Origin of the sequence: Duncaniella muris, from assembly GCF_003024805.1 — a bacterium.
Classification (GTDB): domain Bacteria; phylum Bacteroidota; class Bacteroidia; order Bacteroidales; family Muribaculaceae; genus Duncaniella; species Duncaniella muris.
In genome coordinates this window covers 13,806-38,248 of record NZ_PUEC01000004.1, presented here as the reverse complement: position 1 = coordinate 38,248, position 24,443 = coordinate 13,806, and the positions used below count along the sequence as shown (strand labels likewise).

At 50.0% G+C, this 24,443-nt stretch carries 17 protein-coding genes; 2 read left to right on the top strand and 15 right to left on the bottom strand.

Features of this window, described 5'->3' with window-relative positions; genetic code table 11:
• Positions 1-64 precede the first annotated feature (64 nt).
• A complete protein-coding gene (locus C5O23_RS02520) occupies positions 65-4,648 on the bottom strand; it encodes a translocation/assembly module TamB domain-containing protein (protein WP_153062491.1) in 4,584 nt (1,527 codons plus the stop codon).
• A 50-nt stretch (positions 4,649-4,698) separates the two neighbouring features.
• A complete protein-coding gene (locus C5O23_RS02515) occupies positions 4,699-5,796 on the bottom strand; it encodes a TlpA disulfide reductase family protein (RefSeq protein WP_107031383.1) in 1,098 nt (365 codons plus the stop codon).
• 293 nt (positions 5,797-6,089) lie between these two features.
• On the opposite strand from C5O23_RS02515, the gene C5O23_RS02510 reads away from it, so the two are divergent.
• Positions 6,090-6,692 carry a Spy/CpxP family protein refolding chaperone gene (locus tag C5O23_RS02510; protein WP_107031382.1) on the top strand — a complete coding sequence of 201 codons (603 nt, stop codon included), beginning with the start codon at positions 6,090-6,092 and terminating at the stop codon, positions 6,690-6,692.
• Between the two features lie 169 nt (positions 6,693-6,861).
• Entirely contained in the window at positions 6,862-7,326 is a 465-nt protein-coding gene (locus C5O23_RS02505; protein WP_107031381.1) for a hypothetical protein, read from the top strand.
• On the opposite strand, the gene uvrA is transcribed toward C5O23_RS02505, so the two are convergent.
• From uvrA to rimO, 13 genes are all read right to left on the bottom strand, one after another.
• Complete coding sequence (gene uvrA / locus C5O23_RS02500; protein ID WP_107031380.1) at positions 7,323-10,217, bottom strand: excinuclease ABC subunit UvrA; 2,895 nt, start codon at positions 10,215-10,217, stop codon at positions 7,323-7,325. The genes C5O23_RS02505 and uvrA overlap by 4 nt on opposite strands.
• A 52-nt stretch (positions 10,218-10,269) precedes the next feature.
• Positions 10,270-11,259 (bottom strand): lytic transglycosylase domain-containing protein, encoded by a 990-nt coding sequence (locus C5O23_RS02495; protein WP_107031379.1) that lies wholly within the window; start codon positions 11,257-11,259, stop codon positions 10,270-10,272.
• Positions 11,260-11,326: 67 nt separating this feature from the next.
• Positions 11,327-12,637: a gliding motility-associated C-terminal domain-containing protein gene (locus C5O23_RS02490; RefSeq protein WP_107031378.1), complete on the bottom strand. Its 1,311-nt coding sequence runs from the start codon at positions 12,635-12,637 to the stop codon at positions 11,327-11,329.
• An 88-nt stretch (positions 12,638-12,725) separates the two neighbouring features.
• Positions 12,726-12,890: a hypothetical protein gene (locus tag C5O23_RS14275; protein WP_160631154.1), complete on the bottom strand. Its 165-nt coding sequence runs from the start codon at positions 12,888-12,890 to the stop codon at positions 12,726-12,728.
• Between the two features lie 51 nt (positions 12,891-12,941).
• Positions 12,942-13,559: a ribosome biogenesis GTP-binding protein YihA/YsxC gene (yihA, locus tag C5O23_RS02485; RefSeq protein ID WP_107031377.1), complete on the bottom strand. Its 618-nt coding sequence runs from the start codon at positions 13,557-13,559 to the stop codon at positions 12,942-12,944.
• Positions 13,560-13,620: 61 nt separating this feature from the next.
• Positions 13,621-14,697: a GNAT family N-acetyltransferase gene (locus C5O23_RS02480; protein WP_107031376.1), complete on the bottom strand. Its 1,077-nt coding sequence runs from the start codon at positions 14,695-14,697 to the stop codon at positions 13,621-13,623.
• A 147-nt stretch (positions 14,698-14,844) separates the two neighbouring features.
• Positions 14,845-16,368 carry a DUF4301 family protein gene (locus C5O23_RS02475; RefSeq protein ID WP_107031375.1) on the bottom strand — a complete coding sequence of 508 codons (1,524 nt, stop codon included), beginning with the start codon at positions 16,366-16,368 and terminating at the stop codon, positions 14,845-14,847.
• 192 nt (positions 16,369-16,560) lie between these two features.
• Positions 16,561-17,412 carry an SGNH/GDSL hydrolase family protein gene (locus C5O23_RS02470; RefSeq protein WP_240597611.1) on the bottom strand — a complete coding sequence of 284 codons (852 nt, stop codon included), beginning with the start codon at positions 17,410-17,412 and terminating at the stop codon, positions 16,561-16,563.
• Positions 17,413-17,417: 5 nt separating this feature from the next.
• On the bottom strand, positions 17,418-18,989 hold the full coding sequence (locus C5O23_RS02465) for an MBOAT family O-acyltransferase (protein WP_240597609.1): 1,572 nt from the start codon (positions 18,987-18,989) through the stop codon (positions 17,418-17,420).
• 104 nt (positions 18,990-19,093) lie between these two features.
• Positions 19,094-20,476 carry a GDSL-type esterase/lipase family protein gene (locus C5O23_RS02460; RefSeq protein WP_107031374.1) on the bottom strand — a complete coding sequence of 461 codons (1,383 nt, stop codon included), beginning with the start codon at positions 20,474-20,476 and terminating at the stop codon, positions 19,094-19,096.
• Positions 20,473-21,849, bottom strand: a complete 1,377-nt coding sequence (locus C5O23_RS02455) for a GDSL-type esterase/lipase family protein (protein WP_107031373.1) — start codon at positions 21,847-21,849, stop codon at positions 20,473-20,475. The genes C5O23_RS02460 and C5O23_RS02455 overlap by 4 nt, the downstream gene beginning before the upstream one ends.
• 37 nt (positions 21,850-21,886) lie before the next feature.
• The gene (locus C5O23_RS02450) at positions 21,887-23,095 is read right to left on the bottom strand and encodes a chorismate-binding protein (protein ID WP_107031372.1); all 1,209 of its coding nucleotides are present in this window, start codon (positions 23,093-23,095) and stop codon (positions 21,887-21,889) included.
• A complete protein-coding gene (rimO, locus tag C5O23_RS02445) occupies positions 23,092-24,420 on the bottom strand; it encodes a 30S ribosomal protein S12 methylthiotransferase RimO (RefSeq protein WP_107031371.1) in 1,329 nt (442 codons plus the stop codon). Before rimO ends, C5O23_RS02450 begins: the two co-directional genes overlap by 4 nt.
• Between the last annotated feature and the right edge of the window lie 23 nt (positions 24,421-24,443).

Here is a 24,443-nt window from a genome sequence, read left to right as displayed (position 1 = left end):
CTTTCATTGCAATCTTATGCCGTGCTATGCTAATTAGACGATAAAAGCGGAGATTTAGTTACACCTATTCCCCGCTTTTTTCAGAATCTGATTCCTCCTTTTTCGCCGCATCGGCAGGAGCCGGAGAATCCGACTGATCATCCTCCCGGTCTTTTTTCTTTGCTTTCTTTTTGGGTTTCAGGAAGGAGAAGATGTTATCGAAATCGCGTTTGAACACTATACCCACTCCCTGAGTGGTAAGAGCACTCTTGAGATAATAGTTCTGATCGTTATATCGGTTATAGGCCTTAAGCTGTATGGTGCCCGCACGGTTAAGCAGATAACGTATGTCGAAATCTCCGATGAAACTGTTGTTGTTCATCGAATTGTCGCGATACCCGAAGTTGCCGTTGAGAAGCAGACGGTTATTGAGCAGATGGCTTGACAGAGCCACTTCGACTTCCACGTCTGAAAAATCTCCGCGGTCGCTGCGGATGGCCGGCGCGATGCTCCAGTTGTCACTTAGCTGACCGAGCATTGAACTGAGACGCGAGGAGATAGTAGAAGATGCCACAGACACCAGTTCGTTACCGTGGGTGGCCGTCATATAGTCAGGCGTATAGAATTTGTTGAGAGCAAGCAGGTAGATGATCTGGCGGTTCATCATGTCTTCAGTCGACACGATAGAGCGAACCTTCCTGTAGGTATCACGAGTCAGCGTCGGGAAGTCCAGGTCGAAAGTGATTTCCGGCTGACGGATGTCACCTCGCACCATCATCAGTGCATCGACAGGCACACTCGTACGGTTCAGTTCGCGGTCTTCAAGGAAAGATTCGTCAAGATCGCTGAGATTGGCATTTACAGAGTAAGAGGCCGTGATGTCAAGCAGAGCACTGTAAGGATCTCCGAGGAAGGTGATCTTGCTGCCTTCACGTATTTTGAATTCCTTTATGATGAGGTCCTGCAAAGTGAAATTGTAGGTGCCGTGGTTGATCTTATAGTCACCATACATGCGCAGGTCACCGTCAGAACTATTATAGGACATACGCAACTGTCCGCTGCCATAAGCCGTGATTTTGTCACCGCCCACCGGGTCCATAATAAGATTAACTGCCACTGACGGATTGATGCCTACGTCAAAGGTCATGGCATAGTCTGACGATGTCTGCTCTTCCTGTCGGCGTATGCGCTCGCGTAGCTGACGGACTATAAGCGGTGTGGGGTCCAACGCGGCGATGGAATCCTTGTAGGCCTTGTTTTTGTCACGCAGAGTGATAAACTGATAGTCGATGGCCTGCTCCGCATCGCTCATCACAAATGAGAATGTCGACTGCTCGGCCGTAGACATAGCAACATTTATATCCACGCGTCCAGGCACTCCGCTGACCGAAGCCTTGCCATTGCCGTAGATAAGGCCGAACCAGGGATCTTCCGTCTGATTCTCATTGATGTCATAGACAAGAAAATCACGGGCATCAGTGATATCGAAACGGAAAGTCGGATCATGGAAATACTTGTGGGCCACATAGCCGTTAAGCTTTGCAGTCTTGCCGTTGCAGTCAGTCAGACGCACGTTGTCAAAACTGATCATGCCCGGCCGCAGGTGCACACTGTCAGTAGTGGTGTAAGTTGTATTCGTAAAATCAAGTTTCAGGCTGAGATCTTTTGCATAGATATCGCCATACAGATCCAGATCCTTGAAGGTCCCGTAAAGCCGGGCCTCGCCACTGACCTCTCCTGTGACTTTCGATGTGAAAGCAGCCATGAAAGGCTCCATGAATCCTACCGGCGCACGATCAGCCTTAAACGTGAAATCCAATTCTGAACTCATCGGTTTGATAACTCCGTCGACTTCCGATTTTGAGCCTCCGCCGCCAACTATTTCCGCCATAATGCGGACGGCCTTGTTTCCATTGTCCCAATAGCTGCGGATGTCACCGTCACCCATCACACAGCCGTTATACTTCAGGCCCTCCACCTTAAGGCGGGGAGTATAAAGCACCGGATCACCCGACAGAAGCTTCATGCCATAGAAACTACCTGTGGCCCTACCTCCGAACTGAACGGCATCGCTCATATTGAGAGAGTCGAATATATAGTCGATGTCTATGGCATCAAGGTCTACGATCAGACGGTCTATCGAGTCAGCCGATGCCACGCCATGAATATTCAGAGACTGTCCGGCTCTATGGCCGCCGAGCCCCTCGACGGAGATTCTGCCGGGCATGACATGAACCAATGCCGGATTCACTGTCCAGGATGAATCGTTGAATACCATTTGCGATGTCGCAACTGAAATATCAGTCAGCAGATCTTTGCTATCTTCACTGCGGCTGAACAATGTGGCGAAATCAAAATTGCCATGATAGTCTTCCTCTCGGTCTATTTTCCAAAGAATCGAAGTGCCGAGTGAATCGACAGAGCCCTCAGACCCGATCCGGAGATCAAGCATTCCGTTTTTGGTCGGAAAAGATGTGTGGGCAGTCACGTCAGAATGCTTGCTGATAGCGTCAAGCATCACCGACAGCCTCGTTCCCTCTATAAGTTTGTCCTTGTTTCGCAAATATGGGGCATCAATATCAAGCCCTACCGAGGCCGTCTCTCCACCACGTCCGAACGAACGTACTGAGATGGGATATATTATGTCTGCCGGAAGCCCCAGAAACTTGCTTATTGTGGAATCTTCCTTAATTCTAAGATCAAGATCATACTGAAATTCAGATATTTCCCTACAACTGTCAGCAGGCAAAAGAGCCGGGTAGACTTTTGCTATAACCGCCTTGACATCATTGGCTATATTCCTGAGGCTGAAATGGCCCGACAGATCCGCATCGACCTGCGGACTGCGCAGCATAATGCTTCTTGCCGAATCGCCGGTGTGGGCATCGAGTTCAAGCCGTGGAATCGAAAGTGACTTGTCATTTCGTCCGGAAAATCTGAAATCCGACACTTTTATCCATCCGTTGATCACATCCGGATTACGTCCACGCACAGATCCGTCGAATTCAAACGAAAGATCACCTTTCAGTCTGCCACCTTTCACAAATGGATCGAGCGAGATGTTATTGACCTGAGCATAGAGTTCAGTCAAAGGCATTGTTCCGCTCAGTTCAGCGCCACCTGACACCGAAAAATCAAGCGCCGGAGAAGATGATCTTACAGTCGCATCAACGCTGTTGCCTCGAAAATCGGCATTGGCATTAATATCCGCAAAATCAGTACCGTTCCATGTCAATTCCGGGACCGACAGCTCTGCTATGCCTTTTATATTGCGACTGCCCGAAATGACAAGATCGGCTTTTGCATCAAATGCAATATTGCTCAACGGAGCCAATGACTTGTGAAGTTCGGATGGCATAAAGGCCATTGATGATATCACGCCGTCCAGTTCAAGCGGCCCGCCTGTTCGGTTTTTGAATATTCCGCAGTCAATGTCGATGTTTCCGCAATCTGTGTCCAGAGCTCCGTTAAAGTCTATTGACTCTGGGGTAAGCGATAGATCGCCAAGCAGATTTATATCGCCTAATGGAGCCAGGGCCGAGAGTTTTCTGTAAAGATGATTGAGCGGGCTGGCCGGCTTTGACAGATAATCCAGAGCCTTTGGCACCGAGGTCCTGACATTGAGCCTGCGGAGATCCACTGACAAGGAATCTTTGGCATGGAGAAGGCCCTTTATCAGTCCATGAGCGCTCAGATGTGCCTGACTTTCGGGAATATACAGATCGAAATGTTCGAGGCTGATGCTGTCTGCTCTACCTGAAGTTTCAATCTCCACATCTACCCTGACGTCAATATCTTCAAGTCCTCTGACAAACGGGCTGAGATCTGACAATGTCAGATAGGTTTCAGACAGAGTCTCCACAGGCGAACGCAGCGCATTCTTTAGATCAAATCCTCCGCCAAGAGGAGACTGAAGCGTCAGATCATTGAGCGCAAGGCGGGAGTTGTTCAGTTCGACAGCCAGATTTTCAATTGTCAGACTTTCCATGTCGGCCAAAACATCGGCTCTCAATTCTTTCAGCGCAAGTCCGCTCTTTTCAGCAGCTGCCATGCGCTTGATTTCCACTTCAATCCGGCTGTCTGAAATCCTCGGCGCACAAAGGTCGGCTCTAAGACCGTCTACTCTTATGTGTGCCGGGTCAAAACGTCCGGAGTCTGCAGGTGCCGCATCACGCACATCATACGTCAGGCCGGAACGGCGGATGACAAGCAGATTTACGGCCAGATCAAACTTCGACGGGCCGTTGTCTTCATCCTTCTTAAACCGGTCTATGATCGGCTGGATGTTGAGCGGTGTCTGACGCGACTGGCGGTAAAGATTCAGATCAAGGTCTATGATCTCTACATATGTGATTACAATACGGCGGTTCCACAGCCCTTCAAAAAGCTTGATCCCGGCGCCAAGATGGCCGATCTGCAAAGCCGTCTCCCCTCTCGGATCCTTCACACCTACGTCAGAAAGTACCACCCGGTTGAAAGGTGCTATAGACACCGAACCCACCGAAACTTCTGTTCCCAGAAGTCCGGTGAGTTCTTTTTCTGCTGTCCGGGCTATGCTGCCCTGGACTGACGGGAGACTGAGGGCAACATACAGAATCAGCGGTACTGCCACCGGCAATACTAATATTATCACAAGAATAAAGCGCAGAATCCGATAAAATGTTTTCAACCCAGTCGCTATATGTCGCTATACGTTTCTAAGTGTCAGTCATTATTCGTTCAGAGGCGGCGGGCCACTGAAGAATCAAGAGTGCTCATGTCTGTCACACGCTCGACCACATCTCCGTTGCGGTCGAAAATAAAAACGGCGGGAAGAGAGCCGACATTGTAGTCACGGAGAGCCTTGTCGCCATCAGCAGCGCCGTTGAGCACCGTAATCCAGGGCAGGTTCTTTGCTGTCTGCTTCCAGGCATATTCATCGCTGTCAAATGCCACCTGGAATATTTCAAGTCCCTGCTGATGATATTTCTGATAGACATTGTTGAGCATCACGTTGAACGCAGGCGAATCTTCGGCAGTGTAGGCGGTGAAATTCAGAATAACCACATTGCCTTTCGATGTGAGATCAAGCAGAGAATGCTTCTTCCCTTCATTGTCAAAAAGATTGATATCAAATGCGCGGACTTCATTTGCATACGCCACATTCTCTTCATTGACTTTCCCTGATTTCGGGCGGTTGCTGATGAAGAGATTGCGCAGATAGGTTGTGCGCGGATCAGATGGGCGCTGCTCGTTGAACGCGTTGGCCACAGCGCCGATAATGCGCAGGTCTTCCTTCACGGCAGGATTGAACAGAGGCTGGCCGCCCACCCGCTTGCTTATAATATAATAAGGTACTATACCGGCAGGATCGGCGAGAATCATTTTGCCGAGTTCGCGTTTGAGATCTGCATTAGAGGTGACGGACTGCACATTGCCGGATGCTGTTTCCGCTCTGAGCAGGCTGTCGACATGTTCGAGATTCGCTGCCTGAGGAGTTCCTGAAAGGCTATGGTTTGTGTCGATATCAGGAGCCTGAGCCGTGATTTTGAGAGTCTCGATGCTGTCAATCGGGAAATAGAGAGACTTCTCCCCTATCCGCAGACGATAAATATCGGGGTAGCCTTGCGCGTCACGGCTGTAGCTGAACGATCCGTTTCCTTTGATCTCAATAGTGTCCATCGGATACCAGTAGCCCTGGTTATTGCCTTCAAGAACAACAAGATCATTTTCACCAAGCCCGTCAATGCGTCCTTCAAGATGCCACTTATTGCCGCTCCCGCATGACGCTGTAAGAGCCAATGAGCTTATAAATAGTAATTTGCCTATTGTTTTCATGCTAATTAAAATAAGTTTACTGCCAATCGAGGCTATACAAGTGCAAAATTAGCATTTTTCCGCTTAAATGTCAAATAACTCTCGACCAATACACTGTTTCTCTTCGACAATTCCAGATCTGAGGCCATATCCACATAGAATTTAACCATTGTTACAAACTTTGTTAAATCAAGCAATTACGCATTAAACCATATCCGGCCACAGTTGTCATAAGAATAAATCGCACCAAAAACGATTGGCCGGCAACGGCTTTTAGAGGTCGTTTAAAAACAATAATAATAAATAAGACAACAATGAAAAAGACTCTTTTAAGCGTAGCAATCATCCTGGCATCAACCTTAGGCATTACCGCCACTGCACAGTCACCCGCAAACACTCAGACATGCGACAACCCCAAGACCGAATGTACCAAAGCAGGCAAAGCAAACAAAGCTGTCCGCCCAAATCCATTCGAAGGTCTGAACCTGACGGAACAGCAGAAAACCGAACTCCAGTCCATTGCTCCAAAGAAAGACTGCTGCAAAGATAAAGCAGAGAAAAAAGACAAAGCTCAGGCCAAGGCTGAAAAGCAGGCCAAACGGGCTGAAAACCGGCAGAAAATGATCCAGAACCGCCGCGATTATCTTGCCAAGGTAAAGAACATCCTGACACCTGAGCAATATGTGCAGTTCCTTGAAAACAACTATGTTGATCAGGCATTGAAGGGTGGCCCCCGTCACGGCAAAATGGCACAGGCCAAGCATAAAAACGGTAAAAAAGGTGACCGCAGACACAATATGCGCGTCAACAGGCCGAACACCAACGCAGCCCAGCAGCAGAATGCCAATGATTCCAATTCCGCCTATTACATTGACAACGGCAAAATCAAGGTATTCTCCTACCACGCCCAGCGCTAAAAACTCATTCTCTCACTTCTCACAAGAAGTCTGATCACCGGCATCCCCGACAGGGCCTTTCTACAAAGGCTCCGGCAAGGATGCCGGTGATTATTTTTACCTTCCCGCATTATCGCACTAAATCGGCTTTTTCATAAGCTAAATTTGCACAAAAAAACACTCCGTACTTATGAAAAAGTCATCACTCCCCGTTTCCAGAAAATTTTATTCTGAAATCTGCGACCGCATCAGATTTTCATTCAGCCTGAACCGCCCGTCATTAATCGAAGAAGCCATCGCGACTGTAGACTCCTATATCACCTGCGGAGCTGAACCGGCTGAATATGCAGATCCTTCCGTTCTGCTGATGTTCAATCTGCTTCGCCCCGAAATCGACAAAGCCATCAGGCGATCTCAACGTGCCAGAGAAATTTCATCAAAACGCAAATCCGGACAGCCGACCGCCGCTTCCTCCGGCAAAGACGAAACCAGCAGACCGATGGACAATAACGGCAATACAGCATCTTCTGAATCAGAGTCAACCGAGCCTGAAGAGGAAGAGCGCCCCATTCTGAACCGCCGTATGCGCAGACAGATCCAGCAGGAGCGCAAACGGGCTGTCCGCCAGCGGATCAAGCCGCTCTATAGTCGTTAGCGTTTGCTGTCTGACCGATCCTTTTGCACTCCTTCAAGCACCTCGCGGATAAAAGGCGCCGTCGGAGAATCAAACTTTGCAACCTGCGCGGGAGTGCCGGTGGTAATGATATGACCGCCGTTTTTACCACCTCCGGGGCCCATGTCAATAACATGGTCGGCCGCACATACCACATCGAGATTATGCTCGATGACAAGCACGGTATTCCCTTTGTCTACAAGCCTGTTTAACACCGATAGCAACACTCTTATATCGTCAAAGTGCAGGCCTGTGGTAGGCTCGTCAAGTATGAAAAGAGTCTTTCCGGTGTCACGGCGTGAAAGTTCTGTGGCAAGTTTCACTCGCTGATTTTCACCGCCCGACAGTGTGGATGACGGTTGGCCGAGCTTGATATAACCGAGCCCGATATCGCGCAAGACCTGAATCTTGTTCAGAATCGCAGGAATTCCGGCAAAAAACTCTACTGCCTGGTTTATCGTCATGTCAAGAACATCAGCGATCGACTTCCCCTTGAAACGCACTTCAAGCGTCTCGCGGTTGTAGCGCTTTCCGCCGCAGGTCTCGCAAGGCACAAGCACATCCGGCAGGAAGTTCATCTCTATAGTTTTGTAGCCGTTTCCTGAACAAGTCTCACAACGTCCGCCGGCCACATTGAAAGAGAAACGCCCCGGACGATAGCCTCTGATCTTGGCTTCTGACAGCGATGCATATAGATCGCGTATGGCCGTGAACACCCCCGTATATGTAGCGGGATTAGAGCGCGGCGATTTCCCCAAAGGAGACTGATCGACAGTGACTACCTTGTCGATATTTTCAAGTCCTTCAATTTTGTCATAAGGCAGTGGCGCTGTCTGCGAACGAAAGAATTTCTGACTCAGTATAGGCTGCAGCGTTGAATTGATCAGCGAGGACTTCCCGCTTCCCGAAACGCCTGACACGCATATGAAACGGCCGAGCGGGAGTGTAAGAGTGACATTCTTGAGATTGTTACCCTTGGCTCCGCGCAAAACGAGTTTCTGCCCGTTGCCCTTCCTGGGCTTGTCTCTGAGAGGAATCGACAGTTTGCCATTAAGATAGTTTGCCGTAAGAGTATCCGTTGAAAGCATTTCAGCCGGAGTTCCGGCAAAGACTACTTCTCCACCTTTTCGGCCGGCCTTCGGACCGATGTCCACTATATAGTCGGCATCAAGCATGATATCCTTGTCATGCTCCACCACAAGGATGGAATTTGACGCATCGCGAAGCTGCTTGAGCGAGTCGATCAGCCGGCGGTTGTCACGCTGATGCAGTCCGATTGACGGTTCGTCAAGGATGTAAAGCACATTGACAAGTTGCGAGCCAAGCTGTGTGGCAAGCCTGATGCGCTGGCTTTCGCCTCCTGAAAGTGTGGCAGAAGCGCGGTTGAGCTGCAGATAGTCCAGACCTACGTCCACGAGGAATTTCAGCCTTGAGCGGATCTCTTTCATGATCTCACGCGCTATGATTGCCTGGGTCGGCGACAGCCTTGACTCGACATCCTTTGACCATTCATAGAGATCCGAAATGTCAAGGCGGCAAAGCTGGGCTATGTTCTTCCCGTCTATGAAGAAGTGAAGCGCCTCCCGGTTCAGGCGGTCTCCCTTGCACTCCGGACATTCTGCCCGCGAGAAGAAACCCTCGCTCCACTTGCGAGCAGCCGCGGAGGCATCGTCGCCCTGCTGCATCTCGATATACTTCACAAGACCTTCATAGGTGTTGAAATAATTGTATGTGGCCATTGTGTCATTTTCAATCACAAGGCGCTCGTTGGTGCCGTTAAGAATCTCGCCGACAGCTTCTTCAGGGAGATCCTTGACCGGAGTCTTTATCGTACATCCGTATTTTTTGCATATTGCGTCGATCTGCCAGAATATTACGGAATTCTTGTACTTGCCGAGCGGCAATATGGCTCCTTCATGGATCGAAAGTGAGGGATTGGGGATGATTTTGTTGCGGTCTACTATATTGACATAACCAAGCCCCTTGCAGCAGGGGCAGGCTCCGAGCGGAGAGTTGAATGAAAAGTTGTGGGGCGCAGGCTCACGGTATGAGATTCCGCTGGCCGGGTCCATGAGAGTCTGGGAGAAATAGGCAGCAGAGTCATCTTCTACATCATAGATCATCACCTGGCGCTCACCTTGGCGCAGGGCATCGGCAACGGTTGATTCAAGCCGGGTAAGATCTTTGGCCGAGACTTTCAGCCGATCGATCACAAGCTCTATATCATGATTCTTGTAGCGGTCAAGCATCATGTTGAGCGTCAGATCGCGGAGCTCTCCGTCTACGCGCACAGTCAGAAAACCCTTCTTGCGCAATTGCTCGAAAAGTTCCTTGTAATGCCCCTTGCGATTCTTTACCAAAGGTGCGAGTATATAGATCTTGTGCCCGTCATATCGTTGCAGGATCAGATTGACAATCTGATCCCTGGTATATTTTATCATCGGTTCGCCTGTGACATAGCTTACCGCCGTCCCCACTCTTGAATAGAGCAGACGGAGAAAGTCATAGACTTCTGTTGTAGTGCCTATGGTGCTTCGCGGATTCCTGTTGACAGTCTTCTGCTCGATGGCTATCACCGGACTAAGGCCTGTGATTTTGTCAACGTCAGGACGTTCGAGATTACCGAGCATATTTCTGGCATAGGCAGAGAAAGTCTCTATGTAACGGCGCTGGCCTTCGGCGAAAATAGTATCGAAAGCCAATGACGACTTCCCGCTGCCACTCAGTCCGGTGATGACCGCAAGAGAGTTATGGGGAATATCTACATCTATGTTTTTCAGATTGTGGACACGCGCTCCAAGCACACTCAAAGAGGATGCTGAAGCGCGGTCCGGCTTATTTTCTGTTGTTTCGTTATTGTTTGCTGTGCTCATTTCTGTTATTTACAAATACGGCAGGTCAGTCAGTAAAGCGTGGAGTCCTGTGTCAGTCTGCCACCACCCACGCCGGATTGTAGACTTTGACTTTCTGGCGCGAGCGTGAAAGGGAATCGCGGATTGGTATGCTGACTTTATATGTCTTTCCGCTTTTGTTCGGAAGTGTTTTTGAGCGTATCCACGGATTGTGTTCGCGCAGAGTGAGATAGTCTATACCTTGCTTTTTAGCCCATGCAGCCCAGTCATCGACAGGAGTATTAACCTCCACCACTTTGTATTCAATAGGCTGATAGAGCTGGTCGGCAGTCAGATTGAAGCCATAAGCCGATGGGTTTTCCATTATAAGTTTCATGGCGAGCATACGGAATATATAGCGCATGGTTTCATCGGCAAGATAGAGATCATATGCAGAATCGACCTGCTGCGATCCGAGCTCCTTTGAAATACGGGCCATGCCTCCATTGTAGCTTGCCGCCACAGACTCCCAGTTGCCATATTTGGCATAAGCGTTTTTCAGATAGCGCGAAGCAGCCTCAGTGGCTTTTACGGGATCATAGCGTTCATCAACATCTTCGTTGACCTCAAGGCCGTATTCTTTGCCTGTTGCAGGCATCAACTGCCACAGACCTCCGGCTTTTGCCGGAGAAAGGGCCCGCGGATTGAGGGTGCTTTCGATGACCGCGAGATAGATCATGTCAGACGGAATGCCGTTTTTCTTCAGTATCGGGGCCAATATCGGAAAGTAACGGTTTGCTCGTTTTATGACAAGCAACGTATTCCCGTGGGTATAGGTCATGGCTGTCAGTTCCCGGTCAAGTCGCTCCCACATATGGGTAGGATCAAGATCCACTTTCTTTCCGGCAAATGTCACAGATGACGGAATGGACGGATTTACTACGGTCGAGAATTCAGCAGTCTGAGTCTCTACCGGAGCTTCAGGAGCAGAAGTAACTGCGGCAATCCGCTCGGATGATGCGACAAGCGCCAGAAATGTGAGACCTACTGACGAATATAGAAACAGCTTTTTATTGTTATTCATAGAAAGTGGTAAAAAAGTTGTTCAGATTGTGTTTTATATCAGTTGCAGGCACATTCTGATTGTATGCCTACTTGTAGTTAACAATGTTTATGTCACCCGAAAGTTCATAATTCCTGCCATCCGAGCCTTTGGCCTTGATGACATAAAAATATGCACCGGACGGAACGGTCTTGCCTTTGTATTTCCCGTCCCATCCGTGAGAAGGATCGGTAAATGATGTAATTTCATGTCCATAACGGTCAAATATGTGACACTCGAAAGAGACAAGGCTTGAATAGCTCACTTTCCATTCGTCATTCACGCCATCGCCGTTTGGCGAAAACGCATTGGGGCATTTAAGCATTGACGCGCCGATGGAGACGGTGTAGACTTCGCCGGTATATTCGCATGACCCGTCTGAATTGGCACAGACAAAACGGAGATAGGTGACACCTTCGTCATTAAACGTATATGCGAAATTCAGGTCCTGTATACGCAGACTGACATCATCGAATTCAGGGTAGCGGGAGAATTGCCATTCATGAAACAGTGCACCGTCAGTCACAGCGGCCTCAAACTCCAGTTCACACGGAGCCGATCCGCCGAACGACGTTCCTGACGGATTCTGGGCCACTTCATTATCTGCGCTACGGACATTCTGAGTGATCTTTGTCAGGCCGCTGACTGCATATGGTTCCACTGAACCGCTTGTAAATTCTTCGGCATGACCCCATGCGCGCAGGAAACGGTCGCCTTCAACAGTGAATTTCGTAGCACAAAGCGGAGCCGGTGCACGCATTACTGCCGGAAGTGACGCAAAATCAACCGCAGTCTCTGTCTGGTGAAACATCAGAGCTTCTTCATCGGGCGTAAGAGTATGGTAACTGAGGCGGATTCCCCTATCAAGAGTGAAACGCCGGCCGTTGATGCCATAGTAGGCCATCTCCTCTCCCATCCCGATCACATCAAGGGCTATCCGCTGGCAATCACGTTCGGCTGATGGCACGATCGAAGTCAATGAAAACGGATGGCGGTTATAATCTATGACCCAGAAGCATTCCCTGCGACCATCAGGATGTTCGACAATATACCCCATATCGCTTTCGATTTTTGTGAGTACAGATGATGCGCCGTCTACTCTGACGTCGGAAAGTTCTTCGGCATAACCACCACCAAGAGAGGAATAGCGATACCAGCGTATGGACGGAGCTTCTTCCTCTGTTGTCCGGCAGGACACCGAGACGCCCGAAAGGCCGTCAAGCACATAGACACCTTCAAGACCGGATGCCGAAGAAGCCTCCACTCTGACAACTTCGGATATGTTGCCGGTCCAGAGCGGCTGTCCGAACATCCCGGCTGCTGCTAAAAGGCAAAAAGATACTGCTAAAATCTGTCTCATACAACAATCAAAAAGCGATTTTTCTACTAACTTACAAAGTTACGAAAAATCGCTTTTATTTGCAATATCTCTTCCAGAGGCCGCAGGGCTACATATCGTCCATATCGTCGTTACGCGGATTATTGTTTAGCTCCTTGACATCTTTCTTGACCATTTCCGGAGTGACCTTATCATTGTCTGACACATTGACGTCCACTCCACGGTATTCTTCGGCAGGCTTCACTCCCGGTTTCTGTGCGTTTTTCTTATCCATAATCAAAAGATTTTAATTTTGTATATTTAACATCCGGGAAGGCTTCGGGGTTCACTCTCCGGTATCAGATCCGACCGGAAGACTGTTAAGTTGCTCGATATAATCGAGTATTTCATCTCGCCCGCGACCGGTTTCACTTGATGTCAGGAACACCGGCGGCAGTTCTTCCCATGTTTCCAGCAGAATGCGGCAGTATTCCTCCACATTCCTTTTGCCGGCCTGCGTGCCGAGTTTATCGAGTTTTGTAAACACGATGGCAAAAGGCACTCCGTTTTCACCGAGCCAGTTGAAAAATTCGAGATCGATCTTCATCGGCTTGTGGCGGGAGTCGATCAGGACAAACAGATTTGTCATCTGGGCACGGTTAAGGATATAGCCACGTATCATTTTCTCCAGCTGCTCACGCTGCGATTTGCCACGCTGTGCGAAGCCATAGCCGGGAAGATCGACTATATACCAGCTGTCATTGACCAGAAAGTGGTTGATCAGCATTGTCTTTCCCGGAGTCGATGATGTCTTGGCAAGACTTCTGTTGCCCGCAAGCATATTGATCAAAGACGATTTGCCGACATTACTTCGGCCTATGAAGGCATATTCGTGACGCGTGTCGGCGGGACATTTGCCAACCGTGGGATTAGAGACTACAAAACGGGCTGAATTGATGATCATATCTGTTGTTTTTGTTTTAAGAGGTTGTTTTTAAACAACTTCTAATATTTCTAAAATACCGTCAGTCAAGCATCAGGCTTATCATAGGGCGTACCGAGGGGAAGCGTATGATCGAGCCTATAGCCGATGAACTGAAGATGATGTCTGTGAGAACTTCGACTGTAACATCGAAATCAAGTTTACCGCAATAGGAATCATCTGTCACACACAAGCCCTTCTTTATAATGAAAGTATGCGAGTTATAGTCCGGCAGCAGCTTGTCGCTCACCCGTATGCTGCATGAAAATCCAGGATCTGCAGCAGCGATGGCTGACAACGCTTTCTCCACATTGACCAGACGCCCCATTCCGCGAGGCATCAGGCGGCCTCCCATCGAATCGTCGGGGTGTCCGAGGAGAAGCACCGGAGTGTCGGTGTAGAGGCAACGCAACTGGCGCAGTGCGGCCGCACGGCTGTCGCTGTCCTCACCCACCACATCCTTTACCAGCAACAACCCGTCTGAAACCACGCCCCATGCCATTGAGACTATCTGGCTGCCACGGTCTTCATCATCGCGGGCCATGACTACAAAATTTCCGCCGTCAGACTTCAGATCGGACAGGATATTGTAGAAGTCGCGCCTCGAATGAAGCACATAGCATTTGCGCTGATGCTGGAAACGGTCGAAAGCACACCATACCTCATCGCTCGTTTCTTCAGGGAAAAGATGATATTCGCCACTCACCGGAAATGAGTGGAACGCTGTGAACCTTTGTTCCTTGGTGAAAAACACAGTCGAAAATCCGTATCTGCGATAGAAGAAATAAAGAGCCTCACTGGCCGGAATCAATGTGCACAGCATATCACCGCGCGAAGCTGATTCTTCAAGAGCCATCTGCATCAACCGTGACATGAACCCCTGTCCGCGCCGTGCGCGCCGTGTGGCCGCTCCGGCTATATAACTTACAGACGGTTCCGACCCGTGGAATGACATGAGGTAACGCTGGAGCATCAGGCTGCTCACCGGAGCGTCAGACTGATCGCACAGCAAAAGCGCCTCGTCATCGCGATAGACCTGATCGAAATACATGTCGACATATGGTCTGGGGTCCTCGAAGCACTCAAGCCAGATCTTCTTTATTTCATCTCTCTTGCTCATAATATTTTTTTTGTAGAGTGAGGCTGAATGTGAATTTGTATGAATTTATAACAAGCGAGAGAGGGATAAGGATTTTGCAAAATTCTCATCCGGCTCTGCAGTTATCAGTTGACAGCCGCGGAGCCGGACGGGAATATTTGTTTCACATCAGTTCTGATGAGCCGGACGGAGAAGATCGTTGACTGTCTTGACCGGATTGAATGTTGAGATGGGCACTTCGACAAACACCGTGTTCCAGTCGCTCATGGCACCATTCCAAAGGCCGGGCAGCTCCATTGCACGAAGTTCTTTGCCGTGGCTTGACTTTGAAGAGATGAAACCGGTTGCCGGATCGACATAAGAGGGAAGATCGAACTTCTTTCCGTGGATGTCTTTGATGTAGCAGACAAGGTCAACGGGATTGAAATGTGTAGCCGATGCCATCATCTTCATATAGGCTTCGTTATTCGGGTCCACCTGATTACTTTCGAGAATCTGCGGAGAGGTCGAGCCGTCGGGGTTGCGGGCAATGAACGGACCGCCGCCGGGTTCGCCTTCGTTGCGCACCATGCCGCAGACACGCAGCGGGCGGTTGAGTTTTGCCTTGATATATTCCACCACAGCATCATCATCCATTCCTTCGAGTTTGGCATCGCGGACGTTGAGCACGTTGTTGAGATAGTCAAGCATGCGTTTGATATCATCAGATGTGTAGAGTTTCTGGTCAATCGCGAGAAGATCCTCTTCTATCTGGTCATGAACTTCGAGAAGAAGGCCGCCGAGCACTTCTTTGTAACGGATTGTATCGGCCCTCTTTGAGTCAGGAACCACGTTGTCAATGTTCTTGATGAAAACAACCGCCGATTCGATGTCGTTGAGGTTCTGGATCAGAGCGCCGTGGCCGCCGGGACGGAAAAGAAGATGACCGTCTTCAACAAACGGAGTGTTGTCCGGGTTGACGGCAATCGTATCGGTCGATGGCTTCTGTTCGCTCATGCTGACATTGAACTTCACGCCCATACGCTTCTCTGTAGCAGGAATGACTTCGGCAAGTTTTTCTTCAAACAGCTTGCGGTGGTTGGACGAGACGGTAAAATGAAGATTGACAATGCCTTTGGAATTAGCGGCTGTCTGCGCGCCCTCGGTAAGGTGTTCTTCTATCGGAGTGCGAGATCCGTCGGCATAGGTGTGGAACTTAAGAAGTCCTTTGGGGAGTCCGCCATAGTTCATACCTTCGGGATTTACAATAGCGGCGATGATATCGCGGTTACGTCCTTCTGCCAGCATCTCGTCAAGGGTCTTGCCGTAGAGACGCTCTACAGCCGCGCGAAGTTCCGGAAGGAAAGGCAGGTTGTTGACATTCGCAAGCAGTGCGGCTACCGGAGATCCTTCCTTGAGTTCATCGGTTACACCGTCGACGTATTCAAACAGCGCTTTGAACATTCGGGAAGCTGCGCCTGATGCGGGCACAAACTTGCAGACTTCTCCGCCGTGTGCGAGATATTCATGCCAGCGGTCAAGAGCGGCATCTATTTCACCTTCGTCAAGACGGAAAATGCCGGCACCTACACGGGCGGCATCGCTTATCTGCAAATAGGGAAAGCCTGTAACGAAACGCTTGAGCTGCGCCTCGACTTCGGCTTCAGTTATTCCTTTGTTTTTCAATAGTTCAATGTCTTCAGGTCTGAACATAGTTTTACGTGGTGTTAGGGGGTTAGAATTTTTACAACCCAAAGTTACACTATTTTTTCAGAACCTGACTAAAATTCCTGGCAATTTTTCATCCGAACTGCCATCAAAGAGTCAGAAACCACCTGTGTCGACTATAATTGACAGTCTTGTCCTTAAGATCTCTTCCAAATCCGACTCGCGGGATCTGCCTGATTAAAATTTTGCAGGGAGGGATAACAGTTGATACTGGAGTGTGCGGGCAAGGCGGAAATGGCCGATGGTGTTGGGATGGAGGCGGTCGGTTTCCGGATTCTGTATATAACAGTCATGAGCACTGTCAGCCGGATAGAGCCCGCTGATGGAATAGAGATCGATCACCGGCACACTCCACACCGATCCGGCCTCGCGGAGAGTACGCACATAATCGTCAATATACAGTCCAAGCGCATTTGAGTATTGCTCGGAAGGCTGCACATTGCTTTGGCTGAAGCGGGCGAAACCGCGGTGGATGGGAGTCAGAAGTATTATCTGCCTGTCAGGAAAAGTCTGTTTCAGTTTCGACAGCAGGAGATTGATCCGTCCACAAAATGTAGAATCTGACATCACATGACTGCGGCAGCGGCGGGTTTCGATCTTTCCGTTGGCATTCACCTGAGCCGTAGATTCGGTAAAAAATTCACCGATCGGGCAGCTGTGGTTATAGTCGTTGGTCCCGGCCCACACCATCACGGCATCAACATCAGGATGATCGCGCTTCAGCTTGTCGACTTCTCCGAGAAGATTTTTCCATTGCCATCCTGACCGTGCATAGACATGAGGAGTCAGACCAAGCAGATTATGCAGATAGTCATAAAAGCGTTTGTTGGCAGTAGTGTCACAGAGTGTGCTCATCGAGTCTCCGAGAAAGCCGACTTCACAGCCCTGCCACTGAGAGCCGGGGGTGGACATAGCCGGAGAAACCCGGACCGGAGTTACAGGTATTGCCTGCGACTGCGCGAAAACATTTCCGGATACAAAAGCTGAAAGCATGAAAGCAGAGAGCAAGGCTGAACGCAACATAGACATACGGATCAATACTGAAGATATATAAACGGAACAATATCGCTCTGACGCACCTGGATAACTACAAGAATGACCAATGCAAGAATGACAGCCTGCACAAACGCCGGACTGGCTTCAAACACCGAACGGACTCTGCGAGTCATCCGTGAGGGCGTGATGTGAATCATATACCCTCCGATCATCAGCAGGACTATGGTCAAATAGCTTTCCACGAACTGAGGCGCGACAGACAGATGAAAGTCAAAAAGGATCTGATGCCACATCATAGCCACATCGTCCATCGACGGAGCACGGAAAAACATGAAGGTAAGAGAGACCATGACAAAGGTTAGAATCATATTGACCGGACGCATCCACCGCGACAATGCCGAAGGACCTGACTCGACCATCACCATCTCGCCGCTCTCGGTAAGCACAGCGTCAGAAGCCGCAAGCGAGATCACACGCCGATACATCTTGTGGACCACAAGCAGTCCACCGTGTACAGCACCCCAGATGACATACATCCACGATGCGCCATGCCAGAGGCCGCCGATTACCATTGTGGCAAACTGATTGAAATACATGCGCGGGCGAGAACAGCGATTGCCTCCGAGAGGAATATAGACATAATCACGCAGCCAGGTTGAAAGCGAGATGTGCCAGCGATGCCAGAATTCAGTCGGGTTCTGGGCCTTGAAAGGAGCATTGAAATTCTCCATGAATCGATATCCGAGAAGCAGGGCTATGCCGATAGCCATGTCGCTGTAGCCTGAAAAGTCGCAATAGAGCTGGACTGTAAAGCCGAAGGTGGCCATAAGATTCTCGAACCCGCTATAAAGAGCCGGATTGTCAAAAACACGCTCCACAAAATTTCCGCTGATGAAATCAGCTATCACCACCTTCTTGATCAAGCCCGTGATGATCAGCCATATGCCTTCCGATGTCATATCGCGGGTTGCCACAGGGTTGGAATAGACCTGCGGGAGCATATCTTTAGCTCTGACCACAGGCCCTGCGAGCAGAGGCGGAAAGAAAGTGAGGAAGAAAATATAGTCAAGGAGGTTGCGGCAGGCTTTCAGCTGCCCGCGGTATAAATCGACAATATAGCTTATCGAACGGAAAGTGAAAAACGAAATTCCGGCAGGCAGCAATATGGTCTCGACGCGGATGTCCATCGTGGTGAAATGTGACAATGTGTCGGCTATCAGATTGAAATATTTGAAATAAGCCAGCATCCCCACATTGGCGGCGACATTGACAAAAACTATCAGCCTGCGCAATGCATCCGAACCGCGCTGCATTGATGCAGCCTTGTCCATAAGCAGGCCAAGAACCCAGTCACTCACGCACACACCGAGAAGAATCAAACACGAAAATCCGGAAGATTTATAATAGAAATAGAGCGAAAACAGTATGACGAGCGCCATTTTAAGCACACGCACACCGCGCACCAGCCTATAAATGCAGAGGAATGCGACAAAGAGCACAAGGAAAAGCCCTGTATTAAACAGCAGAGGCTGCATGGGGTCATAGCGTAACACATCAACTACCTGATCAATCTCAAGACGTTCAGGCAGCGAAGACAATCTCTGGAGCAAATCGCCAAACAGTGTAGCAACGGAATCCAACGTAGTAGAATAGATAATGTGTTAGAATTATTATTATCTGATTTTGAGGTCAAGAGGCAAAATGGCTGTCGGCATCAGTTGCGAGGCTGTTCGCGGAGAGCGTCCATCAAAGCGTCATAGATAAGCCGGCCCTGCAGGTTATAGCCCTTGTGGGTATGATGCACACGGTCTTTGGCAAAGAGACTTGCGTTTATCCATGATGTGCTCGCTCCGTTTCCTCCGGCCACTTCATACCAGTCATATACCGCGATTCCGTTATTCTTTCCATAGTCAAGAATAGCCTGGCGCAAAGGAGCTATGTTGGCATTGACAGCATAGCTGCGTGTTGACTTTGTCACAGTTCTGTAAGTGGCCTTACGACCCTTGCGGGCTTTCTTGCGCACTCTGACTTTCTGAGTTTTGGAAACACTGCGGTGACATTCCATCGGAGTTGTCAGCAGAATAAGGGCATCAGGATTTGCAGTCCGGATATTTTTGACCAGCCGGTCTATCGAGCGGGTAAAGGAAGCGGTGTCAATTCTACGGCCGAAGGCTTCGTTTGTGCCTAACGAGAGTATAACAAGGTTAGGCTGCAAAGGGTTTATGCCAACGCCCACATTGCCGATCCGGTTATAGGAGTCATATGTAGCTCCATTATTGCCTATAGCATGATAGAACACACCCGGACGATCGCCTGAGAGAGAGGCGCCATAGAGAGTAAGGTCACCGGCCGATGCGAATGACACGTTGATCTTAGTGGCAAGTGACGCGAGAATTATCTGGGTGTAATCACGGGAAGGAACAGCTCTGAAATGCACTGGATTGCCATTTTCATCCGTAACATCCTTGATGGTCAGCTTGCCGTTATGAAAAATGGTGGCAGATGTGAAAGGATTGTAATCGTCTGTGTCAAGAGTTCCGATAGTCAGTTCGCTCGACGAACTTGAAGGACGGATAGAAGTGCCTGTAAATCCTACGGTCTGAGCCCATGACGGGCTCATCAGTTTGACAGCATTCCACGAATTGCGGCTTTGAAACACATAGTCTTTAGGCTGGTTGGTACCGCATATACGCAGAGGTGCTATCAGTCCGCGACCGGCATTACCGAAGTCATACTGCAGAAGTTCGCGTGTGGTGCCGGTGTTTATATCGGCCTGCACATGGCTGTCGCCAATGTGGACTATCGAGACCGGAGCCTGGAGGCTGCCCTCAAAAGCCGCGCGGAGTTTAGACCAGTCAGCGCCATTATATATAATGTGATTGGCCGAACGCTTGATAAAACCGGGGATGGGGATGTCAATGTCATCAGCCTCGTCAGGGATTTCAACCGGGTTCTGGCGCACTGCCAAATCAAACTCCTCGTCAGAGTCTGTTATTTCAGTTGTGACTGACGGATCGTCAGCCGGCTGCTGCGCCGCCACAGTCACCGGGAGCGCTGCAAAAGTCAAAGATAAGAGAGAGCTATAGATATATTTCATTTCAGATCGTGTTGAATTGCATTAAACAGTTCTCCTGCAAGGCGGGCCCCGCCCTTGTGGGTCAGATGGATATAATCCTTGTTCATCAGTCCGGTGGAACTCCACTGCACCACTGCATCCTCGCCGCCCATAGCCTCACGGGTATCCCAGAAAAGGCAGTGGGCACGACGCGCCGCGTCACGCTGGGCTGAAATCATGGCCGGAGCCACCGCCATTGAGCGCACTTGAGATCCGCGACGCTCGCCACGGTCACCGATACCCATCAGAAGGATGTCGGCATTAGGATAACAGAATCTGACATGGTTTATCACATCGACCATGCGGGAGCAGTAGACACTGTATTCTTTCTGCCCGGCACTCATGGCATTGATGCCGAACTCAAGAATGATAAGATCATAATTTATGACCTCGGCCATCTCGTGGCAAAGATCCGGATTGATTTTGGTCAGAGTTATTCCAGAAAAACCGCGTGATGACATGCAGTCGACACTGACACCCGAAGTGCCGTCAAGCCACACGCCAAGAGCAATCAGGGAAGAGGACGAAGCCTTGAGACCGAATTCAGAGACCGGCTGCGCGATCTCTAAACACTGAACGGATTCCGAAGCCGATATATTGCGCTCTTCCCATTCACCGGAGTCAGTTTTAACACTGATTGTGATATCATCAGGCGAAATGAAAAGAAAACGTGAACGCGACCACGATCCGGTATGCTTGAAAGCCGATGTTCCGGCATAGGTGGAAACAGCTGTGCCTTTAGGGGTGAAATATTGCTCGGTAAGGTCGAGATATTTCTTGTCTGACTTCTTGTTGGCCGAGAATGACTGCCAGCCGGAACCGCCCTGTTTTACCGAACGGCGGAAACCGGGGAAATCGGAGTGCATGTTGACATAGCCTACGCCCTCGCCGCCATAAGCATCCTGGAAAAGTTCGCGGAGATCCTGAGTAAAGATATCTCCTTCGATATAGCTGTCGCCAACCACGGCCACGCGGGCAAGACGGCCCTCGGAAATGGCACTTTTCAAATTCGTGAAGCCTGTGCCGAGAGTTGTGTAGTCTTCAACCCTGACGAGATCACCGACTCTCGACGGCTTGACCGGAGAGATGATCGTGTCAATCGGCTCGCCCGGCAGCGGAGCCTTTTCCGCTTCTTTTTCTGCTTCTGCGGCTGCTTTCAGAAGTTCGGGATCAATGTTTTCAGCGGTTGCATATGAAGGTTCACCCTCCATAATGCCGACCTCTTTCAGAATATCGCTGAAAAGGCTGAAATCCTTGATGCGCCCGCCGCTCCATTTTGACAGAGGAAGCAGCGAGACTATGACAACTATTATTACTGCGATGAGAATTATAATGACTGGTGATCCTTTTTTCATTGCTTTTCCTGGAAAGATGATTGATGGGGGGTATTTCTTAGATTCCGGCTGAATTTACCGGCTGGCCGTCATCATGGCCGGAAGGGGGCAGATCCGAGAGAAATGAGACCGAGCTCCTGGTGAGCCGAGAGCCTTCCTCGCCTTCATGCCCGTTTTCACCAAGGAAGACCGATGCAAGGACTCTGGTTTTTGATTCGGTTTCAAGCCATTCAGCGTCTTCCTGCGAAGCGGCTATGATGCCGCCTCCTGCATATAGATTTCCGAGCCAGCCTTTGGTGCCACTCAGTGTGACAGGAGCCATGAAAGCGCAGCGCAGATTGACGAAGGCATGGTAATCGCCGCCGATACGGACTCCGACGTAACCGCCATAGCAATGACGGCGATGCGTCTCGACCCGTCCGATCTCCCCTATTGCCCGTTCGCGCGGATAGCCTGCAACTGCAGGCGTGGGACTGAGCGCCGACATCAGCTCCGGTATGCTGACATCTCCGCGGGCATCAATAGGCGTACAAAGATGCTTTATATTCAGAAAACGGCGTTCGGTCAGAGGTCTGATTTCTACTTCAAGACCCGCATTGCGGAGTGTATGGCAGATGTAGTCAGTCACGATGGCCTGCTCACGGATGTTTTTTTCATCCCAGTCACCTGATTCATCGACTGGACGTGTCCCGGCGAGTGACATTGTGCGGATAAGACCTGTGGCTCTGTCGCTTTCAAGCAGGACCTCAGGAGTTGAGCCAAGCCATACGCCGGTTTCAGGAGTAAAGCAGAGATACCGGAATGTTGAATCAGTCAGGGCAAAATACTCTTCTGCAATCAGACGAGGCGTCTTTTTAGTAAACAGCGACCGCAGACGTGAGAGCACGACCTTGCCGCCATCTTTCTTCAAACGGGGTTTCACGGCAGAAAAAGCCTCATGGTAGCTTGCTCGGAATGTGGACGATACCCGCGGACGGATAGAGTCACCGAAGATCCGGGCATGATAGGTAGGGTCATGGAAATTATTGACTTCCTCTTCCGTCATGTCGAAACTTACACCTGCTGTATAAGGTTCATCGTTATCAAAGAAATTTATAAAGAAGCTGTCGCTCTCCTTGTCGCGGAAAGCCGGCGAGCGGAACTGACCGTCAGGCAGGGATGCACGGAAGCAGACCTCAGCTTCTCCCGGCATGGCAAAAGCCACAAATGGGATCTCATCGGTCAGACAATGGTCAATGGCCTGGGAAATCTGGGCGCTGAATTTCATGCAGGGTCCAATGTTTCGGCAAGAGGCTCCGCCATGAGTTCAAAAGGAAGAGCCGAAGTTATTTTTACATTATATGTTCTGCCCTTCTCCAGTCTGAAAGTTTTGGAGACAAGCACTTCCGGATCGACTTCAGGAGAGTCAAACTCCGTGCGGCCCACATAGAATTCAGGTTCTTCACGGTCAATAACGACGCGCATCACCGATCCAACTTTCTCTTCCTGGATCTCCAGCGAAATCTTTTCCTGAAGTTCCATCAGTTGAGACAGGCGCTCGTCTTTGACCTCCTGGGGTATAGAATCTTCAAAATTACGCGCGCCGAAGGTGTCTTCTTCCTCGCAATAGGCAAAAGCGCCCATGCGCTCAAAGCGCTGTTCACGCACAAAATCGAGAAGTTCGGCGAATTCATCATCGCCTTCACCCGGAAAGCCTACCATCAGAGTGGTGCGGATGTGAATTCCAGGGACTCTCCTGCGGATTTCGGCGAGAAGGCTGCGGGTTTCAGCTCCGGTGATGTGGCGGCGCATGTTGGTCAAGACAGTATCGGCGCAATGCTGGAGCGCAATGTCGAGATATTTGCAGATATTGTCGCGACGGGCCATCACGTCAAGCAATTCAAGCGGAAAGTCTTTCGGATAGGCATAATGCAGACGTATCCACTCCACACCTTCCACTGCCGCCATTTCATCGACAAGACGCGCTATCTCTACCTTGCCGTAAAGGTCTTTGCCATAGTTGGTAAGATCCTGGGCTATGACGTTGAACTCTCTGACTCCGCGACTGACAAGCATGCGGACTTCCGCGATGATCTCATCAATCGGGCGCGACTTGTAGCGGCCTGTTATCAACGGTATGGCGCAGAATGCGCAGAAACGATTGCAACCTTCAGCTATCTTTATGTAGGCGTGGTGGCGGGGCGTGGTTATGACACGGTCATACGGAGCAGTGGCCGGGGAGCGGCGTGCGAGGTCTACGGCAAGCGCAGGCCAGTCCGTTTTGCCATACCAGCGGTCTACCTCCGGTATTTCTGCCGGAAGCTGCGAAGCATAGCGCTGGGAGAGACATCCCATGACAAAAAGCGCGTCGATGCGGCCATCGGTTTTGGCCTGGCACCAGGCGAGGATCTCGTTAATGGATTCTTCCTTGGCATCGCCGATGAATCCGCAGGTGTTTATCACGACGCCTTTCCATCCGTCGGCTTCAAGGAAGGCTTCGGTGGCGGCGTCGACAACCTCGTAGCCCACATCGGAGAGCATCACCATCAGACGCTCCGAATCCACAAGGTTTTTCGAACAGCCCAGGGTGATGACTGCTATTTTATTTGTCATTTCAAACAATCTTTGATATGAGA